Genomic DNA, 18178 nt, shown 5'->3' with positions numbered 1-18178 from the left:
CAATATCTTTACTGTTCAATTCTGTACTTCTGCGTATAAAAACCATCAGTAATTTACATGTTGTCAATATTATATATCACGCTAACCTAATGTTAATGTTCTTCATTTAAATAATATATTAATAAAGATAATTGATTCATTTTATGTATGATTTGTTTTTTATTTTTGCATGTCGTTAATATGTAAACAATTGTTGGTTCTAAGTGCTTGCAGCATTTTTGTTTTATTTGTCCTTTTTCGTACTTACTAAATAAATTAATTGAACCATTCGCTATCGGGGCATAATAATCTTTCCGCTAACATCATTACATCTATTAGTGATAACCGCTTAATGCATTGACTATTGATGGACCAACATAAGATCTAGTCCCTGAGGAGGGATGATAAATGCACTCTTGGAAAAAGAAACTCGTTGTATCACAACTTGCATTAGCCTGCACTTTGGCAATTGCTTCTCAGGCACATGCTGCAAGTTAAAGATATCTCAGGTACGACATACAATACTTTCGTTCACTATAATGATTCTACTTTCGCTGACGGTGTTTACTATCAGGGGTATGCGGGCTGGAATAACTATGGTACTGACAGTGTTTACAATGGTGATATTTACCCAGTAATCAATAAATCTACCGTAAATGGTGTTATTTCCACGTATTACCTGGATGATGGTATTTCTACCAACACCAATAAAAATAGTCTGACAATCGCAAATAGTACCATTCACGGTATGATAACTTCCGATTGTATGACCACTGAATGTGTTGAACGCACTACTGGTTATGTCTACGATCGCTTGGCATTGACCGTTGATAATTCAACGATTGATGACAACTACGAACACTATACCTATAACGGTACGTATAATGATGCAGCAGATACGCATATTATAAATGTATACAATAAAGGTACAGCCATCACTCTGGATCAGGAAGTTGATCTGTCCATTAAAAATAACTCACACGTTGCGGGTATTACGCTGACTCAGGGTTATGAGTGGGAAGATATTGATGACAACACTGTTAGCACTGGCGTAAATAGCGGTGAGGTGTTCAATAATACCATTACTGTGGCCGATTCTACCGTGACTTCAGGTTCATGGACAGATGAAGGTACATCTGGCTGGTTTGGTAATACCAAAAATGCAAGTGATTATAGCAACACTGATACTCGTAATGATATTGCGATCTCTGCGATTGCCAACCCGTATGCTGACAATGCCATGCAGACAACTGTTAACCTCAGTAATTCCACGCTGATGGGTGATGTTCTCTTCTCAAGTAACTTTGATGAGAACTTCTTCCCGAACGGTGCTGATTCTTATCGCGATACCGATGCCAATGTTGATACTAACGGCTGGGATGGTACCGACCGTATGGATGTTACCCTAAATAATGGTAGCAAATGGGTCGGTGCAGCAATGTCTGTACATCAGGTGGATACTGATGGTGATGGTGTGTTCGACACTTATGCATCAGGTACCGATGCAACTGCAAGATTGATCGATATCACAGCTAACAGCTTGTGGCCATCATCAACTATTGGTATCGATAACTCTGATACTGCATACAATGAAGGTCACGTTGCTGGTAACGGAGTTTATCAGAGCGGTCTGTTCAATGTTACGTTGAATGGGCGTTCAGAATGGGATACGACTAAAGCATCTCTGATTGATACGTTGAGCATCAACAGCGGTTCTCGGGTAAATGTTGTAGATTCTTCCTTGGTTTCTGACTCTATTGCTTTGACCGGCGGTTCTTCTCTGAATATCGGTGAAGACGGTCATGTTGCAACAGATTCTCTGACTATCAATAATAGTACAGTATCTCTTGCTAGTGATGTGTCTGCGGGCTGGACTACGGATGATGCTGCTTTGTATGCAAACACAATCACTGTGACCAACAATGGTCTTTTTGATGTGAAAACTAATCAGTCTAATGTTAGTTCGTTCCGTACTGATGTACTGAATGTAACCAGTACAACTGATAGTGCTGGCAATATCCATGCAGGTACATTCGACATTCACAGTAACCGTTATGTGCTCGATGCTGATCTGAGCAATGACCGCACCAACGATACTTCTAAGTCTAACTACGGCTATGGTGTTATCGCTATGAATTCTGATGGTCACCTGACCATTAATGGTAATGGCGACGCTTATGACACAAATCAGACAGAAGCAGGCCAAAACGAAGTTGATAACGTAGGTGACGTTGTAGCTGCTGCTACCGGCAACTATAAAGTGCGTGTCGATAACGCGACTGGTACCGGTTCTGTTGCTGATTATAAAGGTAATGAGCTGATCTATGTTAACGATAAGAACAGCAGTGCAACCTTCTCTGCTGCTAATAAAGCTGACTTGGGTGCCTATACCTACCAAGCTGAGCAGAAAGGTAATACTGTAGTTCTGAAGCAGGATCGTTTGACTGATTACGCTAATATGGCATTAAGCATCCCTTCTGCTAACACTAATACCTGGAATCTGGAACAAGACGCTCTGGCGACTCGTCTGGCGAATGGTCGCCATACTCCAAATGGTGATACTGGTGGTGCATGGGTTACTTATATCGGCGGTGGCTTCTCTGGCGATAACGGTACGCTGAACTACGATCAAGACGTTAATGGCATCATGGTTGGTCTGGATAAGCAGATCGACGGCAACTCTGCTAAATGGACTGTCGGTGCAGCAGCAGGCTTTGCGAAAGGCAGCATCAGCGATAACAGCGGTAATGTCGATCAAGACAGCCAATCTGCTCGTATCTATTCTTCAGCTCGTTTCCAGAACAATATTTTCCTGGATTCTACGTTGAGCTATAGCCACTACAGCAATGATCTGACTGCACGCATGAGTAACGGATCTGCGGTTGATGGCGATATTTCTTCTGATGCCTGGGGCTTCGGTATGAAACTCGGCTATGACTGGCAGATTAATCAGCAAGGTTACTTGACTCCATATGCTTCTATTTCTGGCTTGTTCCAGGATGGCGACAACTATCAGCTCAGCAATGATATGAAAGTGGGAAGCCAGTCTTATGACAGCATGCGTTATGAACTGGGTATGGATGCGGGTTACACCTTCAACTACGGTGATCAAGCTCTGACTCCTTACTTCAAACTGGCGTATGTCTATGATGATTCAAACGGCAACAGTGCTAATGTCAACGGTGATGACATCGACAATGGCGTTGAAGGTTCTGCTGTACGTGTAGGTCTGGGTAGTCAATTCAGCTTCACCAAAAACTTCGCAGCTTATGCTGACACTAACTACCTTGGTGGTGGCGATGTTGATCAGGATTGGTCAGCAAACGTTGGTGTTAAATACATCTGGTAATAATATAATGAGCGATATGGTTCAAGGGATAATATGAATCATATCTAATCTGAATAAATTAACAGTAATAAATGCCTGTCTCGAATAGAGACAGGCATTTTCTTGTGGTTCTTAAGATAAAGGAATATCGATATGTATATGAAACCATTAACCCAGCTCGAAGCTATTCGCAGCAGGTTGGTGGACGCGGGCAAGAGCTTCAATTTGCCAGCAGACAGTGAATTAGGTATGTTCAATGAAAATAACGAACAACTTATTTTGTTTTTTAGTGAGGGAACGATTGTACTACATCGGGAAATGGATGACCTATTGATGGATCTTGTATCGGCACCAACATGTATTGGTCTGGCGAATATATTGAAGCCCTCTCAGTTTAAATATCGAGTAATTACTCAAACTGATTGTCAGGGATTTACTATTCCTATAAGCCATGCTTTTGAAATCATCGAAAAAAATAAACTATGGCAACCGGTTTGTCACTGGACAACCTTCCTTTTACATAATCTTGAGAATCGTGATGCTCGTTTCATTGGTGCAACAAAGTATTCTCAAATTCGAGCAACCTTGCTCATTATGGACTCATGGAGCCCTGAATTACGTGAGCGTACCGGTGTCATAACGTTTGTACAAAAAAGAACTAAAATATCACGCTCAGTTATTGCAGAAATTTTATCTGCTCTACGCAAAGGTAATTATATTGAGATGGATAAAGGCAAGCTTAAATCAGTCAATCGTTTACCGACTAGCTATTAAAAAACAAGCAGGTCGGTATACCGACCTGCTTTACCACTTAAGAGGCGGGGCTAGTCTGTGGGGTAAACCCACTTAATTCTGAAACTAAATCATTCACACCGTTACTCATATTCACGAAGCGAGTTAATGATGAGCGAGTGACAACGACAAAAACGCCGACATTGCTTTCCGGGACCATTGCCATATAAGTGATGAAGCCACCACCACCACCAGTTTTCTGCACAATACCTGGTCTGCCATTTTTAGGCGCCATATATACCCAGCCAAGCCCTAAAGCATCTGCTTTTCCTGGGACATCCATGCCGATCACTTTAGTCAGTTGAGTACGTTGATAGATAAGCGTCTGCATTCTGTCTGCCTGGGTATTACGGCGATGGAAATCAGAGCTCAGGAATTGCTGCATCCAGCGCATCATGTCATCAGGCGTGGAGTAAACACCACCACTTCCAATTGCCGCAAGTGTGTTATCGCACGGGCTCGCTCCTTTTTCAGCGACCATCAGGCGTTTGCACTGGTCAGGTGAAGGAGTGAACGTGGTGTCCTTCATCCCTAGTGGGCGAGTTATTTGTTCTTCGAACAGTGCGGGATACGGTTTCCCTGCTGCCTGAGACAGGGCATCAGCCAGCAAGTCAAAAGCAAGGTTTGAATAAGCGGCGATAGTGCCTGGAGAGCTCTTTAAACTTGCAGTGGCAAGCCAGTTCCAGCGTTGATCGCGTGTCGGCCAGGTAAACACAGTTCGATGAGCCGCTCCGCCGGGTTGTTCACGGGGTAAGGCACTTGTATGCGTAGCCAGATTAACAAGAGTGATAGGGTTACCATTGTATGTTGGGACTCTGGCTCCCGCCGGGGCATATTTACTTAATGGATCATTAAGCTGAACTTTTCCCTGATCCAACATTTTTACCAACATCTCACTGGTCATCAGCTTGGTCAACGACGCAATGCGGATAACAGAGTCAAGCTGCGGACGGACGTTATTTCCGGGCCGTGTTTCACCAAAGCTTCTGAAAACGCGCTGATTACCATCAATCACTACCATCGCCATACCGGTAGCTCCGCTGCCGTAATAAATATGGTTGGCATAACGGTCTGCAATCTCGGAGGCAAAAACCGGATCGGGAGATGTTTGTGCAAAGCTCAAAATTGGCAGCGCAGCAATAACGAGCGCCGCAAGACGCGGGAGAAGAATTTTCAACGCAGGTAATCCATAAACGAAGAGAAGCGATATTGATCGTATTTATACTACTCTATGGCGCTGCGCAAACGCGGAAAATGAGGAATGTGATAAGAAAAAGCGTAACGCGCCATTTCAACGAGTTTTTCGCTCAGTAATGCACCGCTGCTTGTCGCCGTGGTGCACCTGATATTAGTTAGTTTTTTGTACGTCTTTCTGCGTTACGTCGTCAGTTGTGCCGCCTTTTTTAAGCATTTTATCGTCGCCTTTGTGCTCAGAACGCATTTCGTGCCCTGATTCGCAGCCTTTTTTGTTTTCGTTTCCAGCTGCACGGCAGTCATCAATAATATGGCCCGGGTTATTGAGTTGTTCTTTCTCAGCCTGCATACCTGAGGTACTGGTAGCTGGGTTTTCGGCAAATGCTCCTGCGGATGCGAACAAAAGAGTGCTTGAAAGTAAGGCTAATGTTAGTTTTTTCATAGGGCCAGGTTCCTGAAGTATGTAGGGAAATCCCAATAAGTATTGGCACAAATATCGGTTTGCGACAGGTGAAAAGATGAAAATTTATTCATCAGAAATGGGGGAGTGATTGGTTGCGTTTTACCATAGAAAGAACAAAATCAGACTTTTGTTGTCTGTTTTTTGAGCTTAAAAGTGCGTATAACGCCTGTTGCTGATGTAATTGTAGGAAATAAGCAAAAAAACTGACAACTCCTATACATAGCTTGATCAGAAAATGCGTATCATCAGCGGAACATTGATTACTGTGCTGCAACTATTACTGCCCGATCGCGTCTTAGTTATGGCACCTCGCTGTACCGCTAATGATTTAACTCCTTATGCGATACACACCAATTACGCATAAAGAAGCAGAAAATGTCTAGCAAACCGTCATTTCGAAAAGATCTCCTTCACCCTCGCTATTGGCTGACCTGGTTTGGTCTTGCCATCTTGTGGCTTTGGGTGCAACTGCCATATCCCGTGCTGCTTAAAATGGGTGACTTAATTGGTCGGGCATCAATGCGTTTTCTTAAACGCCGGGTTTCTATTGCTCGTCAGAATCTCAAACTTTGTTTCCCGCATTATAGCGACGTGCAAATTGAAGAACTCGTTAAGCAGAATTTCTCCTCGTTGGGGATGGGGTTGATTGAAACAGGAATGGCCTGGTTTTGGCCTGATGCGCGGGTTCGGAAATGGTTTGATGTTAGCGGCCTTGAACACATCACTGCAGCTAGTGATAAAGGGAAAGGTGTTCTGGCCATTGGCGTGCATTTCATGTCGCTGGAATTAGGTGGCCGCGTCATGGGCCTTTGCCGACCAATGATGGCGATGTATCGCCCACACAATAATAAAGCGATGGAGTTCGTGCAGACCCGTGGTCGCTCTCGTTCCAATAAAGCCATGATCGACAGGCGTAACTTGAAAGGCATGGTGAAGGCGCTTAAGTCCGGTGAAGCGGTGTGGTTTGCACCCGATCAGGATTACGGCCCAAAAGGCAGTTCATTTGCACCCTTCTTCGCTGTACCGCAGGCAGCAACCACTAACGGGACTTACACTATTGCCCGTCTGGCGAAGCCCGTGCTTCTTACAATTGTTCTGTACCGTAAATCGGATGGCTCAGGTTATCAGTTGGTTATTGGGCCTGAGATGAATGATTACCCGCTCGATGATGAACAAGCCGCAGCGGCATATATGAACCGTAAAATTGAGCATGAAATTATGCGTGCGCCAGAACAGTACCTTTGGTTGCATCGTCGTTTTAAAACCCGGCCTGACGGTCAACCCAAACTTTACACGGTTTAAAGCAAAACCAGGCTTATGCTACGCTCATGACTTCCTTGTTCATTGAGAGCTTAATTATGCCTGCCCAACGTGTACTGATGGTTATCGATATGCAAAACGGGGTATTTGATACCCCACGTTTTAACCGTGAAACCTGCACGACTCGTATTAACCAACTGATCGATGCCGCAGAAAAAGTTATTTTCATCCAACATACAGAACCTGGTTTTGAGCAGGGGAGCACGGCGTTTAGTTTGTTACCTGAGCTAATACAGCCAGCCGATGCGCTGTATGTAACCAAAACAGCCTGTGACGCTTTTTATCGCACGGAACTTGATGAACTGCTTCAACGCCACAAAATAAACGAATTTGTGGTGTGCGGTTGTGCCACAGATTATTGCGTGGACGCTACTATTAAAAATGGAGCCAGTCGCGGCTATGCCATGACTGTTGCCCTTGACGCCCATACCACAGCAAATCGTCCGGCGGCTCTTGCTGAAGTGTTGATCGAGCATTACAACGATGTCTGGCGTAACTTTACGATTCCTGGAAATACCCTGCGGGTAAAATCTACCGCAGAAATCCTTGAGCAATGGTAGAGCTGCACTAACCCTTACATCTCTTGATACAACATTCAGTGAGCCTTATTTTTCCGGGAAAGTTATAACAATAAGAGTGTGTTTTCAGGAGTGTTGTAATGTTTAAATCGTTTTTCCCACGCCCGACAGCTTTTTTCCTGTCGGCTTTTATCTGGGCAATGATCGCCGTTATTTTCTGGCAGGCTGGTGGAGGCAACTGGCTTGAGCATATCACCGGCGCGAGTGGCGAAGTGCCAATCAGTGCTGCTCGTTTCTGGTCGATGGGCTATCTGGTGTTTTACGCCTACTACGCTCTTTGCGTAGGTATATTTGCACTATTCTGGTTTATCTACAGCCCGCACCGTTGGCAGTATTGGTCCATTCTCGGCTCCTCGCTGATTATTTTCGTGACTTGGTTCCTGGTGGAAGTGGGGGTGGCGGTGAATGCGTGGTATGCCCCATTCTACGATTTAATTCAGACTGCGCTTAGTTCTCCCCATAAAGTGACTATTGAGCAGTTCTATCATGAAGTTGGCGTATTTCTCGGTATTGCACTGATTGCGGTGATTGTTGGCGTGATGAATAACTTTTTCGTCAGCCACTATGTCTTCCGCTGGCGTACCGCGATGAACGAATACTACATGGAGAACTGGCAGATGCTGCGCCATATCGAAGGTGCCGCGCAGCGTGTGCAGGAAGATACCATGCGCTTTGCCTCCACTCTCGAAGATATGGGTGTCAGCTTTATTAACGCGATTATGACGTTAATTGCCTTCCTGCCTGTGTTAGTCACTCTGTCAGCTCACGTTCCAGATTTACCGATCGTTGGGCATATTCCTTACGGCCTGGTGATTGCTGCCATTATCTGGTCACTTCTGGGCACAGGATTGCTGGCTGTGGTAGGGATTAAACTGCCAGGGCTTGAGTTCAAAAATCAGCGTGTTGAAGCGGCGTATCGTAAAGAGCTGGTTTATGGCGAGGACGACCCATCTCGTGCTTCTCCACCAACTGTAAAAGAGCTGTTTGATGGCGTGCGCAGAAACTATTTCCGACTCTATTTCCACTACATGTACTTCAACATTGCTCGTATTCTCTACTTGCAGGTTGATAATGTGTTCGGCTTGTTCCTGCTATTCCCATCGATTGTGGCTGGGACTATTACGCTTGGCCTGATGACGCAAATCACCAACGTGTTCGGTCAGGTTCGTGGTTCATTCCAGTATTTGATTAGCTCGTGGACTACGCTTGTTGAGCTGATGTCTATCTATAAACGTCTGCGTAGTTTTGAGCGCACGTTGCAGGATATTCCGGTAGAAGCGGCAGGTGAGTCGGTCTAAAAAGAGAAATCTGGCGGGTATTCCCGCCAGATTGATTTAATGCCCCGCAGACTGAGCACCTGGTGCGCCCGAACGTACAAACGGTGGTCGAGCGAACCAGATAACGACAATCAGCGCCATAAACCCCCAACCTAAAATCCAGAAGTAGTCGATGGTCGACATCATGTAGGCTTGCTGTTCAATGGTCTTATCTACAAACGCCAGATGCTGCTGCGTCGCGCCACCCATCTTATCCAGATAATCAACCGCTGAAGGGTTATAAATCGACACGCTTTCGGTCAGATTTGCGTGGTGGAACACTTCACGGCGTGACCAAATCCACGTAGTGAGTGATGACGCAAAAGAACCACCCAGCACACGGAAGAACGTTGCCAGACCGGAACCTTCTGCCACTTGTGCGCCATTCAGGTTCGACAGCACAATCGTGGTAATAGGCATAAAGAAGAAGGCTACGCCAATCCCCATAAACAGCTGCACTTCGGCGATAGTGCGGAAATCCACATCGGTATTGAATTGCGCACGGATAAGGCACGAAGCCCCCATGGTCAGGAATGACAGCGAGGCCAGGATCCGCAAATCAAACTTGCTGGCGTAGCGCCCGATAATCGGCGTCATCATTAGCGGCAACACTCCCATTGGCGCGGCAGCAAGACCCGCCCAGATAGCCGTATAACCCATCTGCGTTTGCAGCCACTGGGGCAAAATGATGTTGATGGCGAAGAACGCGGCGTAGCCCAGCGTCAGCGAAATCGTACCGATGGCAAAGTTGCGGTCCTTGAACAGACGTAGGTTAACAATCGGATGGCGCTCACCCAATTCCCAAATAACAAACGACACCAACGAGATAGCGGAGATCGTTGACATGATAATAATGTGCGACGAGGCGAACCAGTCGAGATCATTTCCCTTGTCCAGAACTACCTGCAATAGCCCAACACCGAGGACGAGCAGAGCGATACCGATGTAGTCGATGGGCGAATGAGTCGTGGTTTCTTCACGGCTACGCAGTTGCGTCCAGACGACGATAGAAGCAAAAATCCCGATTGGTACGTTGATATAGAAAATCCACGGCCACGAGTAATTATCGGTTATCCAGCCGCCGGTAATCGGCCCGACAATCGGCGCAACCACGGTCACCATCGATAACAGCGCCAGCGCCATACTGCGTTTGCTGGAGGGGAAGATAACCAGCAGGAGCGTCTGGCACATCGGGAACATTGGGCCAGCGAAGAAACCTTGCAGGGCGCGGAAGAAAATCAGCTCGGTCATGCTGTGTGCAAAACCGCACAGGAACGAGGTGAGGGTGAACATCACCACCGAGCCAATAAACAGCTTGAGCTGCCCAAAGCGCCGGGTAAACCAGCCGGTCAGCGGTAGGGCAATAGCGTTACACACCGCAAACGAAGTGATAACCCACGTGCCTTGATCCGCACTCACGCCGAGATTACCGGCGATGGTCGGCAACGCCACGTTGGCGATGGTGGAATCCAGCACCTGCATAAATGTAGCCAGCGATAGCGCGAGCACCGCCAGCCACATATTGGGAGGCGTAAATGCGGCTTTATCTTGCATAACGTCTCTCTTAATGGGCGCTTGAAGCTACCGCATTGCTGTTGTCATGAAGGATTTTTGCCACAAGTTTATCTGCCGCTTCCAGCGAATCTTTATAAACATCGGTGGTAAAGCGAGGCGTGCTAACAGTTTGTTGTGGCAGCAGATGGCCATCTTCATTGTTGCGAATATCTACACGGGCATTCATCGATAAGCCAACGCGCAACGGGTGCTTCTGCATATCGTGCGGGTCAAGCGTGATGCGCACAGGTAAACGCTGAACGATTTTGATCCAGTTACCGCTGGCGTTCTGGGCTGGCAACAAAGAGAACGCGCTGCCGGTGCCGATACCCAGACTTTCAATGGTTCCGTGGTACTCAACATCATCGCCGTAGAGATCGGCACTAAGCGTCACTTTTTGCCCAAGGCGCATGGTGCTCATTTGGCTTTCTTTGAAGTTGGCATCAACCCAAACCTCATTCAGTGGCACGATGGCAAGTAATGTTGTACCGGAAGTCACTCTCATCCCTAACTGCACCGCGCGTTTCGCAACATAGCCGCTGACAGGGGCAACAATGGTGGTACGCGCATTATCAAGATAGCGCTGGCGCAGTGTCGCTACTGCGGTTTTGATTTCAGGGTGACTATCAATCACCGTGTCATCAACCATCGCAAGGTTGGTGCGTAACGCCTGTTGTGCGGCAGCCAAATCACTTTGTGCACTAGATACTGCATCGCGATAATGCGAGAGATCTTCAGCCGCAATTGCTCCGGTTGAGAAAATTTTCTGGCGGCGAGCATAGTCATTTTGTGCAGTTTGCAGAGCAACCTGTTTTGCTGCGACCTGAGCGCGGTAATTATCAGCCGTGCTGTACAAACCGCGAACCTGGCGCACGGTATTGGCAAGGTTTGCTTCTGCTTGCTGAAGCGCAATTTTGGTATCGCTTGGGTCTAGCAACACGAGTCGCTGGCCTTTCTCGACAAAGTCTCCTTCGTCAGCAGTAACTTGAGTCACTGTGCCACCAATCTGTGGCGTTAACGCCACTTGGTTGCCATTTACGTAGGCGTCATCTGTTGATTCGTAATAACGAGCATATAAGAAATACCATGCCAGACAGCCCGCGGCTGCCAGCATGAGAATCAGGATAAGAATAATAAAGTTACGTTTGCGTTTACTGGAGCGCTTAACGTGTTCTTCTGGGGTGGTTTCCATCTTTTGGCCTTTATTCGGTGTTATCGGTGCGGCGCTGTAATGTCATCCGGCAGCATTTTGGTAATCAAAGTCACCAGCTGTTGGGATTCATCCTGCGTCAGGCGTGCGGTAAGGTCGCTGATAATTGAGGTGAGTGCCTCGTTCTGAAAACGATCGCAAATCATCTGGCCTTTATCTGTAAGAGCCAGAATAACCTGGCGCTTATCGTGTGGATTTGGGGAGCGAACGATCAGTTCACGTTTGACCATACGATCAACCATGCGGCTCATTGCGCCAGCATCCATCACTAGAGTTTTGCTGATTTCGACCGGGCTTGTGACACCTTTATAAATATTAATCAGCACCTTAAATTGTGCGGCGGTAATATCCATACCAGAGAAGTATTGGCTGATAAGCTGGTCTTTAAACTGGTTCGCAAGGTGGATAAGCAAACCGAGATGAAATTTGTTGTCGATAATACCCGGATTGTTTTTCATGATATTTGCCTGGTCAGTAATTACATGTGAAATTACTGACCAGGCAATCAAGTGTCAAGTTTATGTCAAGAAGATCGCACTTTATGTCAGCGAGCCGATGGCCCTTAGCATATATCAGTCAATCTCTGATAAACGGCAGATTGCAGAACTGCTATTGTTTCATCCTGCCTTAGAAAACAATTACAACGGAACGTTATGACCACAGTCACTTTAAGCAGACAGCATGGGCTTTTTGCCCTCAGCCTCGGTGCTATTTTTGTCCTGGCGGGGTGTACCACTAAAAGCACACCCTCTGTTTCAGAAACCCAAAAACCTGTTGATGTTGAAAGTGTAGTGAAGCAAAAAATCCCTGCCAGCGTGAAAGACCGCAACAGTTGGGCGAAAGATTTAGCGGTCACGTTCAAGAGCCAGAATATTGCGCCTAGCGAAGAGAATATTTGCTCGGTACTGGCAGTCGCACAGCAGGAATCCAATCTGGTTGCTGATCCTGCGGTGCCCAATCTGAGCAAAATTGCCTGGAAGGAGATAGACCGTCGCGCTGAAAAAATGCATATCCCGGTTTTTCTGGTCCACACCGCGTTATTAATTGAATCGCCAAATGGAAAGAGCTACAGCGAGCGCCTGGATAATGTGAAAACAGAAGGACAGCTGAGTGCGATATTTGATGATTTTATCGACATGGTACCAATGGGGCAGAAACTTTTCGGCAATCTTAACCCGGTACACACTGGCGGGCCAATGCAAGTCAGCATTGCCTTTGCTGAGCAGCACACTTCAGGTTACCCCTGGAAGATGGAAGGCACAGTGCGCCAGGAAGTGTTCACTCGGCGTGGTGGATTATGGTTCGGTACCTATCATTTGCTGAATTACCCGGCAAATTATACTCAGCCGCTATATCGTTTTGCCGACTTCAATGCGGGATGGTATGCCAGCCGTAATGCTGCATTCCAGAGTGCGGTCAGTAAGGCAACCGGTGTGAAACTGGCGCTGGATGGCGATTTAATTCTGTACAACACCGATAAAGCAGGCAGCACTGAGTTGGCTGTAAGGAAACTGGCAGGCAAACTCGATATGAGTGAAAGCCAGATTCATCGCGCGCTGGAGAAAGGTGACAGTATAGATTTTGAGAAAACGGACTTATACCAGCAGGTTTATGCGATAGCAGAGAAAAAAACCGGCAAGAAATTGCCGCGTGAAATGTTGCCGGGTATTACGCTTGAGAGTCCGAAAATTACTCGAAATTTGACGACAGCATGGTTTGCAAAGCGGGTTGATGAGCGGCGTGCGGCGTGTATGAAATTGTAAGTCAGACTGGTAGGGTGGCTAAGCGGGTGATGCTTTGCTTACCCGCCCTACGAACGAAGTTTTCGACTCTGCATTGGATAAGACACCTTTAAAAATGGTGGCGTTGGTAGAATTTTAGCGCAAGGCTAATCAAACCGATTACCGTACATCCCGCGAGGAATGGTACCAGACCAAATACAGTGCTTACTGCGAATCCCATTTCAATGTGCGGACGTGACGCATCATTACCCTGCGCGAGATGTTCAAGCACTCCAGGAGAGTGAACTATCAAACCCAGTATCTGCGTACCGACCCAAAAGCAGAACAAAATGAACACAGCGTAAGCCAGATTACTCTGGGTAGATCCCTCTGCTTTCGTTGTTGAAATCGTGGTTATTACAGGAACAACCTGTTTCGACAAACTCATATCAGCCATCACGACCTCCCATGCAACAGTAAAACGATTCAGGCTGCGGCCTGCTACTTCAATTGCGTTGAGTTTGGCAGGTCATATGGGTTGTCAATATCAGATTGTTGGTAATTTAGCGGGCGGAATGCTCCTGGTTTGTGAATGTATGTTTGAGATCACATATTTGTAACTTAGGTGAAATTTCTGTAACAATATCCTTTGGGAGACGCATTAACGTGCGGATTCTCGTCTAAGCCTATGCCACAATAAGTCCTCTTTTTGCCCTGACGGATTGCACCATGTCTGCGAAAACACTCTCTTTAAAAATGCGCCGTGACTGGCACTATTACGCTGTAGCGATTGGTTTGATCTTTATTTTGAATGGTGTGATTGGCTTGCTGGGGTTTAAAACCGAAGGCTGGCAAAATTATGCTGTTGGGCTTGTGACGTGGGTAATTTGTTTCTGGCTGGCTGGGTTTATTATTCGCCGTCGTCCGGAACCCGAGGATACGGAGACGGCGAAAGAGTAGGGCTTAGGCGGTAATCGAACTCTTCAGAGCGCAATCTTGGCGATGGCGCTCAAGAGCCAGTTCAATTAAACGGGTAATCAGTGTCTGATAATCTAAACCGCTTGCCTGCCACAGTTTTGGATACATGCTGATATTGGTAAAACCTGGCAGTGTGTTGATCTCATTGATAATGACTTCATTATCAGCTGTCAGGAATACGTCAACTCGCGCCATTCCGCTGCATTCCAGGGTCTGATAAGCACGTACTGCAATCTCACGGATTTTGTCGTTAATATCTTCCGGAATTGACGCAGGAACAACAACTTGCGCGCCTTTATCATCAATGTACTTGGTGTCGTAAGAGTAGAAATCACTGCTTACCACCACTTCACCACAGGTACTCGCTTGTGGCTCATCGTTACCCAACACAGCACATTCAATCTCACGGCCTTTAATGCCGGTTTCCACCACAACTTTATGGTCAAACTCGAAGGCTAACGTGACTGCCGTTTCATATTGCTCAGCGGTATTTACTTTGCTGACGCCCACGGAAGAACCCTGGTTGGCAGGTTTAATGAACAATGGCAGGCCAAGTTTTGCTTCGACTTCGGCAAAGCTGGTTTTGTTTCGGTTTGAACGGGTGAGGGTAATAAATGGAGCAACATTCAGACCAGCGTCACGTAATAGACGCTTAGTGACATCTTTGTCCATGCTTACGGCTGAACCCAGCACACCGGAGCCAACGAATGGTAGGTTTGCCATGCGCAGCATACCTTGCAAAGAGCCATCTTCGCCTAAAGTGCCGTGAACAATCGGGAAAATGACATCTACAGGCGCTAAAAATGCAGCGGAGGAGGATTCAATCAGTTGGTTTTCTGTTTGACCAGGCACCACGGCAACATTTGTCCCTGAGCGATTCAGAGCGATTAATGCCGGGTTTTCTGCATTTAACAGATAGTTGGACGCATCATTGATATGCCACTGGCCTTGTTTATCAATACCCAGTAACACGACTTCAAACTTTGATTTATCAATGGCGTCGACAATATTTTTCGCCGACTGTAATGATACTTCGTGCTCAGCTGACTTGCCCCCAAACACGATACCAACCCGCAGTTTTGCCATGCCAAAATCCATCCTTAAACAGTACAAAGGCGGACAACATACCACGCTCATAACGAGGATTCATGTGCTTCCTGCCTCTTAAAACCGACCGGCTTCTATAATGATTATTCCGTAAACAAAATCGGGTGAAAGGATGGTGAAAGGAGTGAAAACTGTGATTGTCATAGCCATTATGGCCGCAGTGGGGTTCTGGCTCTATCAGCGCCTGCCTGCGCAATACAATCCCTTTGCGCCACTATCTATTGATGATCCACCAACGCAGGTTACTCGCTACAAATTGCGCCAGATGGTTAACGATCCGCAAGGCTGCCTTGCGTTGTTGCAGCAGGCGCAGGCGCGTGGACAGATAAATTTCCGCAAGTCTGCGGATACCCAAGGTAATTGCCCACTAACTGGCGTAGTTAGGGTGGTGGATTTTGGCAGCGTAGGGCTTAACAGCAGCTTTCTGGCAAGTTGCTCGCTTGCGCTCAGCAGCACGATGTTTATTCATCAACGCGCCGTTCCGCTGGCACAAGCTGAAATGGGCAGCAGGCTTACGCGCATTAACCATCTGGGGAGTTTTGCCTGTCGAAATATCTACAACCGTGAAGGGGCTCGACGCAGTGAGCATGCTACAGCAGATGCGTTGGATATCAGCGGTTTTAGCTTTGCCAATCAGCAACAAATCAGTGTCCTGAAAGACTGGAGGAGTACTGGGAAGGAACGTGAATATCTTCATATGGTATTCGAAAACGGTTGTTCATTTTTTGGCAATGCGTTGGGGCCCGAATATAACGCTGCTCATGCCAATCATTTTCATATGGGGATGCGCGGCCATGGGCTTTGTCGATAAAATTAATTTGTATGATAAACTTCACATTATTCTGCAGATCTTTTTATCCCATTAATAAAGCGTAAACGGTATGGAATCCTGGAAGGTCAACATTATCTCGGTGTGGTTCGGTTGTTTTTTTACCGGGCTTGCCATTAGCCAAATACTGCCGTTTTTACCGCTTTATGTAGAACAACTTGGTGTGACTTCTCACGAGGCGTTATCAATGTGGTCGGGTCTGACCTTTAGCGTGACGTTTCTGGTGTCCGCCATTGTTTCTCCGATGTGGGGAAGCCTTGCTGACCGCAAAGGCCGAAAATTAATGCTGCTGCGTGCTTCTCTGGGTATGGCGGTCGCTATTTTGCTACAGGCATTTGCGACTAATGTTTGGCAACTCTTTATTTTACGCGCTGTGATGGGGTTAACCTCCGGTTATATTCCAAACGCGATGGCGCTGGTGGCTTCTCAAGTTCCAAGAGAACGCAGTGGCTGGGCGTTAAGTACACTTTCCACCGCACAAATCAGTGGTGTTATTGTTGGTCCACTTTTGGGTGGATATATGGCTGATACCCTTGGGTTGCGGATGGTCTTCTACGTCACGGCTGCATTGTTGATGGTAAGTTTTTTAGTGACGTTATTTCTGATAAAAGAAGGCGCGCGTCCCAATATTAGCAAGGCCGATCGTTTATCGGGTAAAGCTGTGTTTGCGTCATTACCTTATCCTAAATTAATGATAAGTCTGTTCGTCACTACGATGGTCATTCAACTTTGTAATGGTTCAGTCGGGCCAATACTTGCCCTTTTCATCAAGCATCTTTCCCCTGAAAGCAATAATATTGCATTCATTAGTGGTTTTATTGCTGCCGTTCCAGGTATATCAGCTCTTATTTCTGCTCCCAGATTAGGCAAGTTAGGAGACAGAATCGGCACAGCCAGAGTATTAATGGCGACGCTAATCTTTGCAGTAATATTATTTTTTGCTATGTCCTGGGTAACATCACCGCTGCAATTGGCTGTATTGCGCTTTTTACTTGGCTTTGCAGATGGTGCGATGCTACCTGCGGTTCAAACTTTGCTGGTTAAGTATTCCAGTGACCAGGTTACAGGAAGAATTTTTGGATATAATCAGTCATTTATGTATCTTGGAAACGTTGTTGGGCCGCTCATGGGGGCTGGCGTTTCCGCGATGGCGGGTTACCGTTGGGTATTTCTTGCTACCGCGTTGGTTGTATTGCTGAATGTCTGGCAACTGGCGGTAATGTTACGGCGCAAAAAGCAACAAGATGCCCAGAGAAAACAGTTTGGCTCATAATTTATCCCATTTATTCTGAAGCTATTTTTTTATTTTTTGCTTAAAAAATGGTCAGTCATGAAATTACTATACCATAGTTGTCATTCATTTTAGTGTCGGAATAGTTACCTGATAATATTTTTGGGCTCCGGCACATATTTAATAAGTCATATAAAAATATTCGCTTCAGCCTCTAGGCAATCTGAAATCATAATGCTAACGTCATGCTTCAAATCCCTGGTGGTTAGAACTATGAAAAACCTTATTTCTGAGTTACTGACTAAACTCGCTGAAAAAGAAGAAGAGTCAAAAGAGTTTGTTGCACAGATAGAAGCCCTGGAAATAGTGATTTTCGCCATGCTCGAAAGAATGGAGCGCAGCGAACGACTAGCAATAATCACAAATATTGAAGATGCTTTAAATGAAACTCAGCCTGATGATTCAGTGACTGCTAATGATAATACTGTGCTTAAACAATATTTATCGCGATTATTGACTCCTCTGACTACTTGATTTGATCTATTCTTAATTTCTTTTGTGGGAGTTTCACATTATTT

The 18178-nt window shown here is 46.2% G+C and carries 16 protein-coding genes and 1 pseudogene; 10 read left to right on the top strand and 7 right to left on the bottom strand.

Going from position 1 to position 18178, the window contains the following annotated elements:
• Positions 1-387 precede the first annotated feature (387 nt).
• Together ehaB and GC128_RS18845 are read left to right on the top strand one after the other, a co-directional pair.
• Positions 388-3328, top strand: a pseudogene (gene ehaB / locus GC128_RS18850) (autotransporter adhesin EhaB).
• A 132-nt stretch (positions 3329-3460) separates the two neighbouring features.
• Positions 3461-4081, top strand: a complete 621-nt coding sequence (locus GC128_RS18845; protein ID WP_151995577.1) for a helix-turn-helix domain-containing protein — start codon at positions 3461-3463, stop codon at positions 4079-4081.
• A 37-nt stretch (positions 4082-4118) separates the two neighbouring features.
• Here GC128_RS18845 and ampH read toward each other — a convergent pair whose 3' ends face one another.
• Both ampH and GC128_RS18835 read right to left on the bottom strand, forming a co-directional pair.
• The gene (gene ampH, locus GC128_RS18840) at positions 4119-5270 is read right to left on the bottom strand and encodes a D-alanyl-D-alanine-carboxypeptidase/endopeptidase AmpH (RefSeq protein WP_267901653.1); all 1152 of its coding nucleotides are present in this window, start codon (positions 5268-5270) and stop codon (positions 4119-4121) included.
• A gap of 177 nt (positions 5271-5447) precedes the next feature.
• A complete protein-coding gene (locus tag GC128_RS18835; RefSeq protein WP_151995575.1) occupies positions 5448-5735 on the bottom strand; it encodes a hypothetical protein in 288 nt (95 codons plus the stop codon).
• Positions 5736-6131: 396 nt separating this feature from the next.
• Between GC128_RS18835 and lpxP the strand changes: the two genes are divergently transcribed.
• The 3 genes from lpxP to sbmA all read left to right on the top strand — a co-directional run bounded on the left by lpxP (position 6132) and on the right by sbmA (position 8952).
• Entirely contained in the window at positions 6132-7058 is a 927-nt protein-coding gene (lpxP, locus tag GC128_RS18830; protein WP_151995574.1) for a kdo(2)-lipid IV(A) palmitoleoyltransferase, read from the top strand.
• Positions 7059-7114: 56 nt separating this feature from the next.
• Positions 7115-7636, top strand: coding sequence for an isochorismatase family protein (locus tag GC128_RS18825; protein WP_151995573.1), 522 nt, complete (start codon positions 7115-7117; stop codon positions 7634-7636).
• Positions 7637-7734: 98 nt separating this feature from the next.
• On the top strand, positions 7735-8952 hold the full coding sequence (gene sbmA / locus GC128_RS18820) for a peptide antibiotic transporter SbmA (RefSeq protein WP_151995572.1): 1218 nt from the start codon (positions 7735-7737) through the stop codon (positions 8950-8952).
• A gap of 36 nt (positions 8953-8988) precedes the next feature.
• Here sbmA and GC128_RS18815 read toward each other — a convergent pair whose 3' ends face one another.
• From GC128_RS18815 to GC128_RS18805, 3 genes are read right to left on the bottom strand one after another with little or no spacing between them, the layout of a single operon-like run.
• The gene (locus GC128_RS18815; RefSeq protein ID WP_151995571.1) at positions 8989-10524 is read right to left on the bottom strand and encodes a DHA2 family efflux MFS transporter permease subunit; all 1536 of its coding nucleotides are present in this window, start codon (positions 10522-10524) and stop codon (positions 8989-8991) included.
• A 10-nt stretch (positions 10525-10534) separates the two neighbouring features.
• Positions 10535-11716, bottom strand: coding sequence for an efflux RND transporter periplasmic adaptor subunit (locus GC128_RS18810; RefSeq protein ID WP_151995570.1), 1182 nt, complete (start codon positions 11714-11716; stop codon positions 10535-10537).
• Between the two features lie 20 nt (positions 11717-11736).
• Entirely contained in the window at positions 11737-12192 is a 456-nt protein-coding gene (locus tag GC128_RS18805) for a MarR family transcriptional regulator (protein ID WP_151995569.1), read from the bottom strand.
• A gap of 195 nt (positions 12193-12387) precedes the next feature.
• Here GC128_RS18805 and GC128_RS18800 point away from each other — a divergent pair, with 195 nt between their 5' ends.
• A complete protein-coding gene (locus GC128_RS18800; protein WP_151995568.1) occupies positions 12388-13497 on the top strand; it encodes a DUF1615 domain-containing protein in 1110 nt (369 codons plus the stop codon).
• Between the two features lie 88 nt (positions 13498-13585).
• Here GC128_RS18800 and GC128_RS18795 read toward each other — a convergent pair whose 3' ends face one another.
• The gene (locus GC128_RS18795; RefSeq protein ID WP_407643533.1) at positions 13586-13912 is read right to left on the bottom strand and encodes a DUF2755 family protein; all 327 of its coding nucleotides are present in this window, start codon (positions 13910-13912) and stop codon (positions 13586-13588) included.
• Between the two features lie 272 nt (positions 13913-14184).
• Here GC128_RS18795 and GC128_RS18790 point away from each other — a divergent pair, with 272 nt between their 5' ends.
• Complete coding sequence (locus GC128_RS18790) at positions 14185-14415, top strand: DUF2754 family protein (RefSeq protein ID WP_134184091.1); 231 nt, start codon at positions 14185-14187, stop codon at positions 14413-14415.
• A gap of 3 nt (positions 14416-14418) precedes the next feature.
• Here the strand turns inward: GC128_RS18790 and ddlA are convergent, their stop codons facing one another.
• Positions 14419-15519: a D-alanine--D-alanine ligase gene (gene ddlA, locus GC128_RS18785; RefSeq protein WP_151995567.1), complete on the bottom strand. Its 1101-nt coding sequence runs from the start codon at positions 15517-15519 to the stop codon at positions 14419-14421.
• 133 nt (positions 15520-15652) lie between these two features.
• Here ddlA and GC128_RS18780 point away from each other — a divergent pair, with 133 nt between their 5' ends.
• The 3 genes from GC128_RS18780 to iraP all read left to right on the top strand — a co-directional run bounded on the left by GC128_RS18780 (position 15653) and on the right by iraP (position 18134).
• A complete protein-coding gene (locus tag GC128_RS18780; protein WP_151995566.1) occupies positions 15653-16351 on the top strand; it encodes an extensin-like domain-containing protein in 699 nt (232 codons plus the stop codon).
• Positions 16352-16421: 70 nt separating this feature from the next.
• On the top strand, positions 16422-17642 hold the full coding sequence (locus tag GC128_RS18775) for a multidrug efflux MFS transporter (protein WP_151995565.1): 1221 nt from the start codon (positions 16422-16424) through the stop codon (positions 17640-17642).
• Between the two features lie 231 nt (positions 17643-17873).
• Positions 17874-18134, top strand: coding sequence for an anti-adapter protein IraP (iraP, locus tag GC128_RS18770; RefSeq protein ID WP_151995564.1), 261 nt, complete (start codon positions 17874-17876; stop codon positions 18132-18134).
• Positions 18135-18178: the final 44 nt, after the last annotated feature.

Source organism: Buttiauxella massiliensis (assembly GCF_902500225.1).
GTDB lineage: Bacteria > Pseudomonadota > Gammaproteobacteria > Enterobacterales > Enterobacteriaceae > Buttiauxella > Buttiauxella massiliensis.
The sequence above is the reverse complement of the archived record's forward strand: the minus strand, read 5'-3'. Positions and strand labels throughout refer to the sequence as shown.

Coding starts and splice junctions, on each gene's coding strand:
- GC128_RS18845 (WP_151995577.1), top strand. CDS start 3,461: ATGTATATGAAACCATTAACCCAGCTCGAAGCTATTCGCAGCAGGTTG.
- GC128_RS18835 (WP_151995575.1), bottom strand. CDS start 5,735: ATGAAAAAACTAACATTAGCCTTACTTTCAAGCACTCTTTTGTTCGCA.
- lpxP (WP_151995574.1), top strand. CDS start 6,132: ATGTCTAGCAAACCGTCATTTCGAAAAGATCTCCTTCACCCTCGCTAT.
- GC128_RS18825 (WP_151995573.1), top strand. CDS start 7,115: ATGCCTGCCCAACGTGTACTGATGGTTATCGATATGCAAAACGGGGTA.
- sbmA (WP_151995572.1), top strand. CDS start 7,735: ATGTTTAAATCGTTTTTCCCACGCCCGACAGCTTTTTTCCTGTCGGCT.
- GC128_RS18815 (WP_151995571.1), bottom strand. CDS start 10,524: ATGCAAGATAAAGCCGCATTTACGCCTCCCAATATGTGGCTGGCGGTG.
- GC128_RS18810 (WP_151995570.1), bottom strand. CDS start 11,716: ATGGAAACCACCCCAGAAGAACACGTTAAGCGCTCCAGTAAACGCAAA.
- GC128_RS18805 (WP_151995569.1), bottom strand. CDS start 12,192: ATGAAAAACAATCCGGGTATTATCGACAACAAATTTCATCTCGGTTTG.
- GC128_RS18800 (WP_151995568.1), top strand. CDS start 12,388: ATGACCACAGTCACTTTAAGCAGACAGCATGGGCTTTTTGCCCTCAGC.
- GC128_RS18795 (WP_407643533.1), bottom strand. CDS start 13,912: ATGGCTGATATGAGTTTGTCGAAACAGGTTGTTCCTGTAATAACCACG.
- GC128_RS18790 (WP_134184091.1), top strand. CDS start 14,185: ATGTCTGCGAAAACACTCTCTTTAAAAATGCGCCGTGACTGGCACTAT.
- ddlA (WP_151995567.1), bottom strand. CDS start 15,519: ATGGCAAAACTGCGGGTTGGTATCGTGTTTGGGGGCAAGTCAGCTGAG.
- GC128_RS18780 (WP_151995566.1), top strand. CDS start 15,653: ATGGTGAAAGGAGTGAAAACTGTGATTGTCATAGCCATTATGGCCGCA.
- GC128_RS18775 (WP_151995565.1), top strand. CDS start 16,422: ATGGAATCCTGGAAGGTCAACATTATCTCGGTGTGGTTCGGTTGTTTT.
- iraP (WP_151995564.1), top strand. CDS start 17,874: ATGAAAAACCTTATTTCTGAGTTACTGACTAAACTCGCTGAAAAAGAA.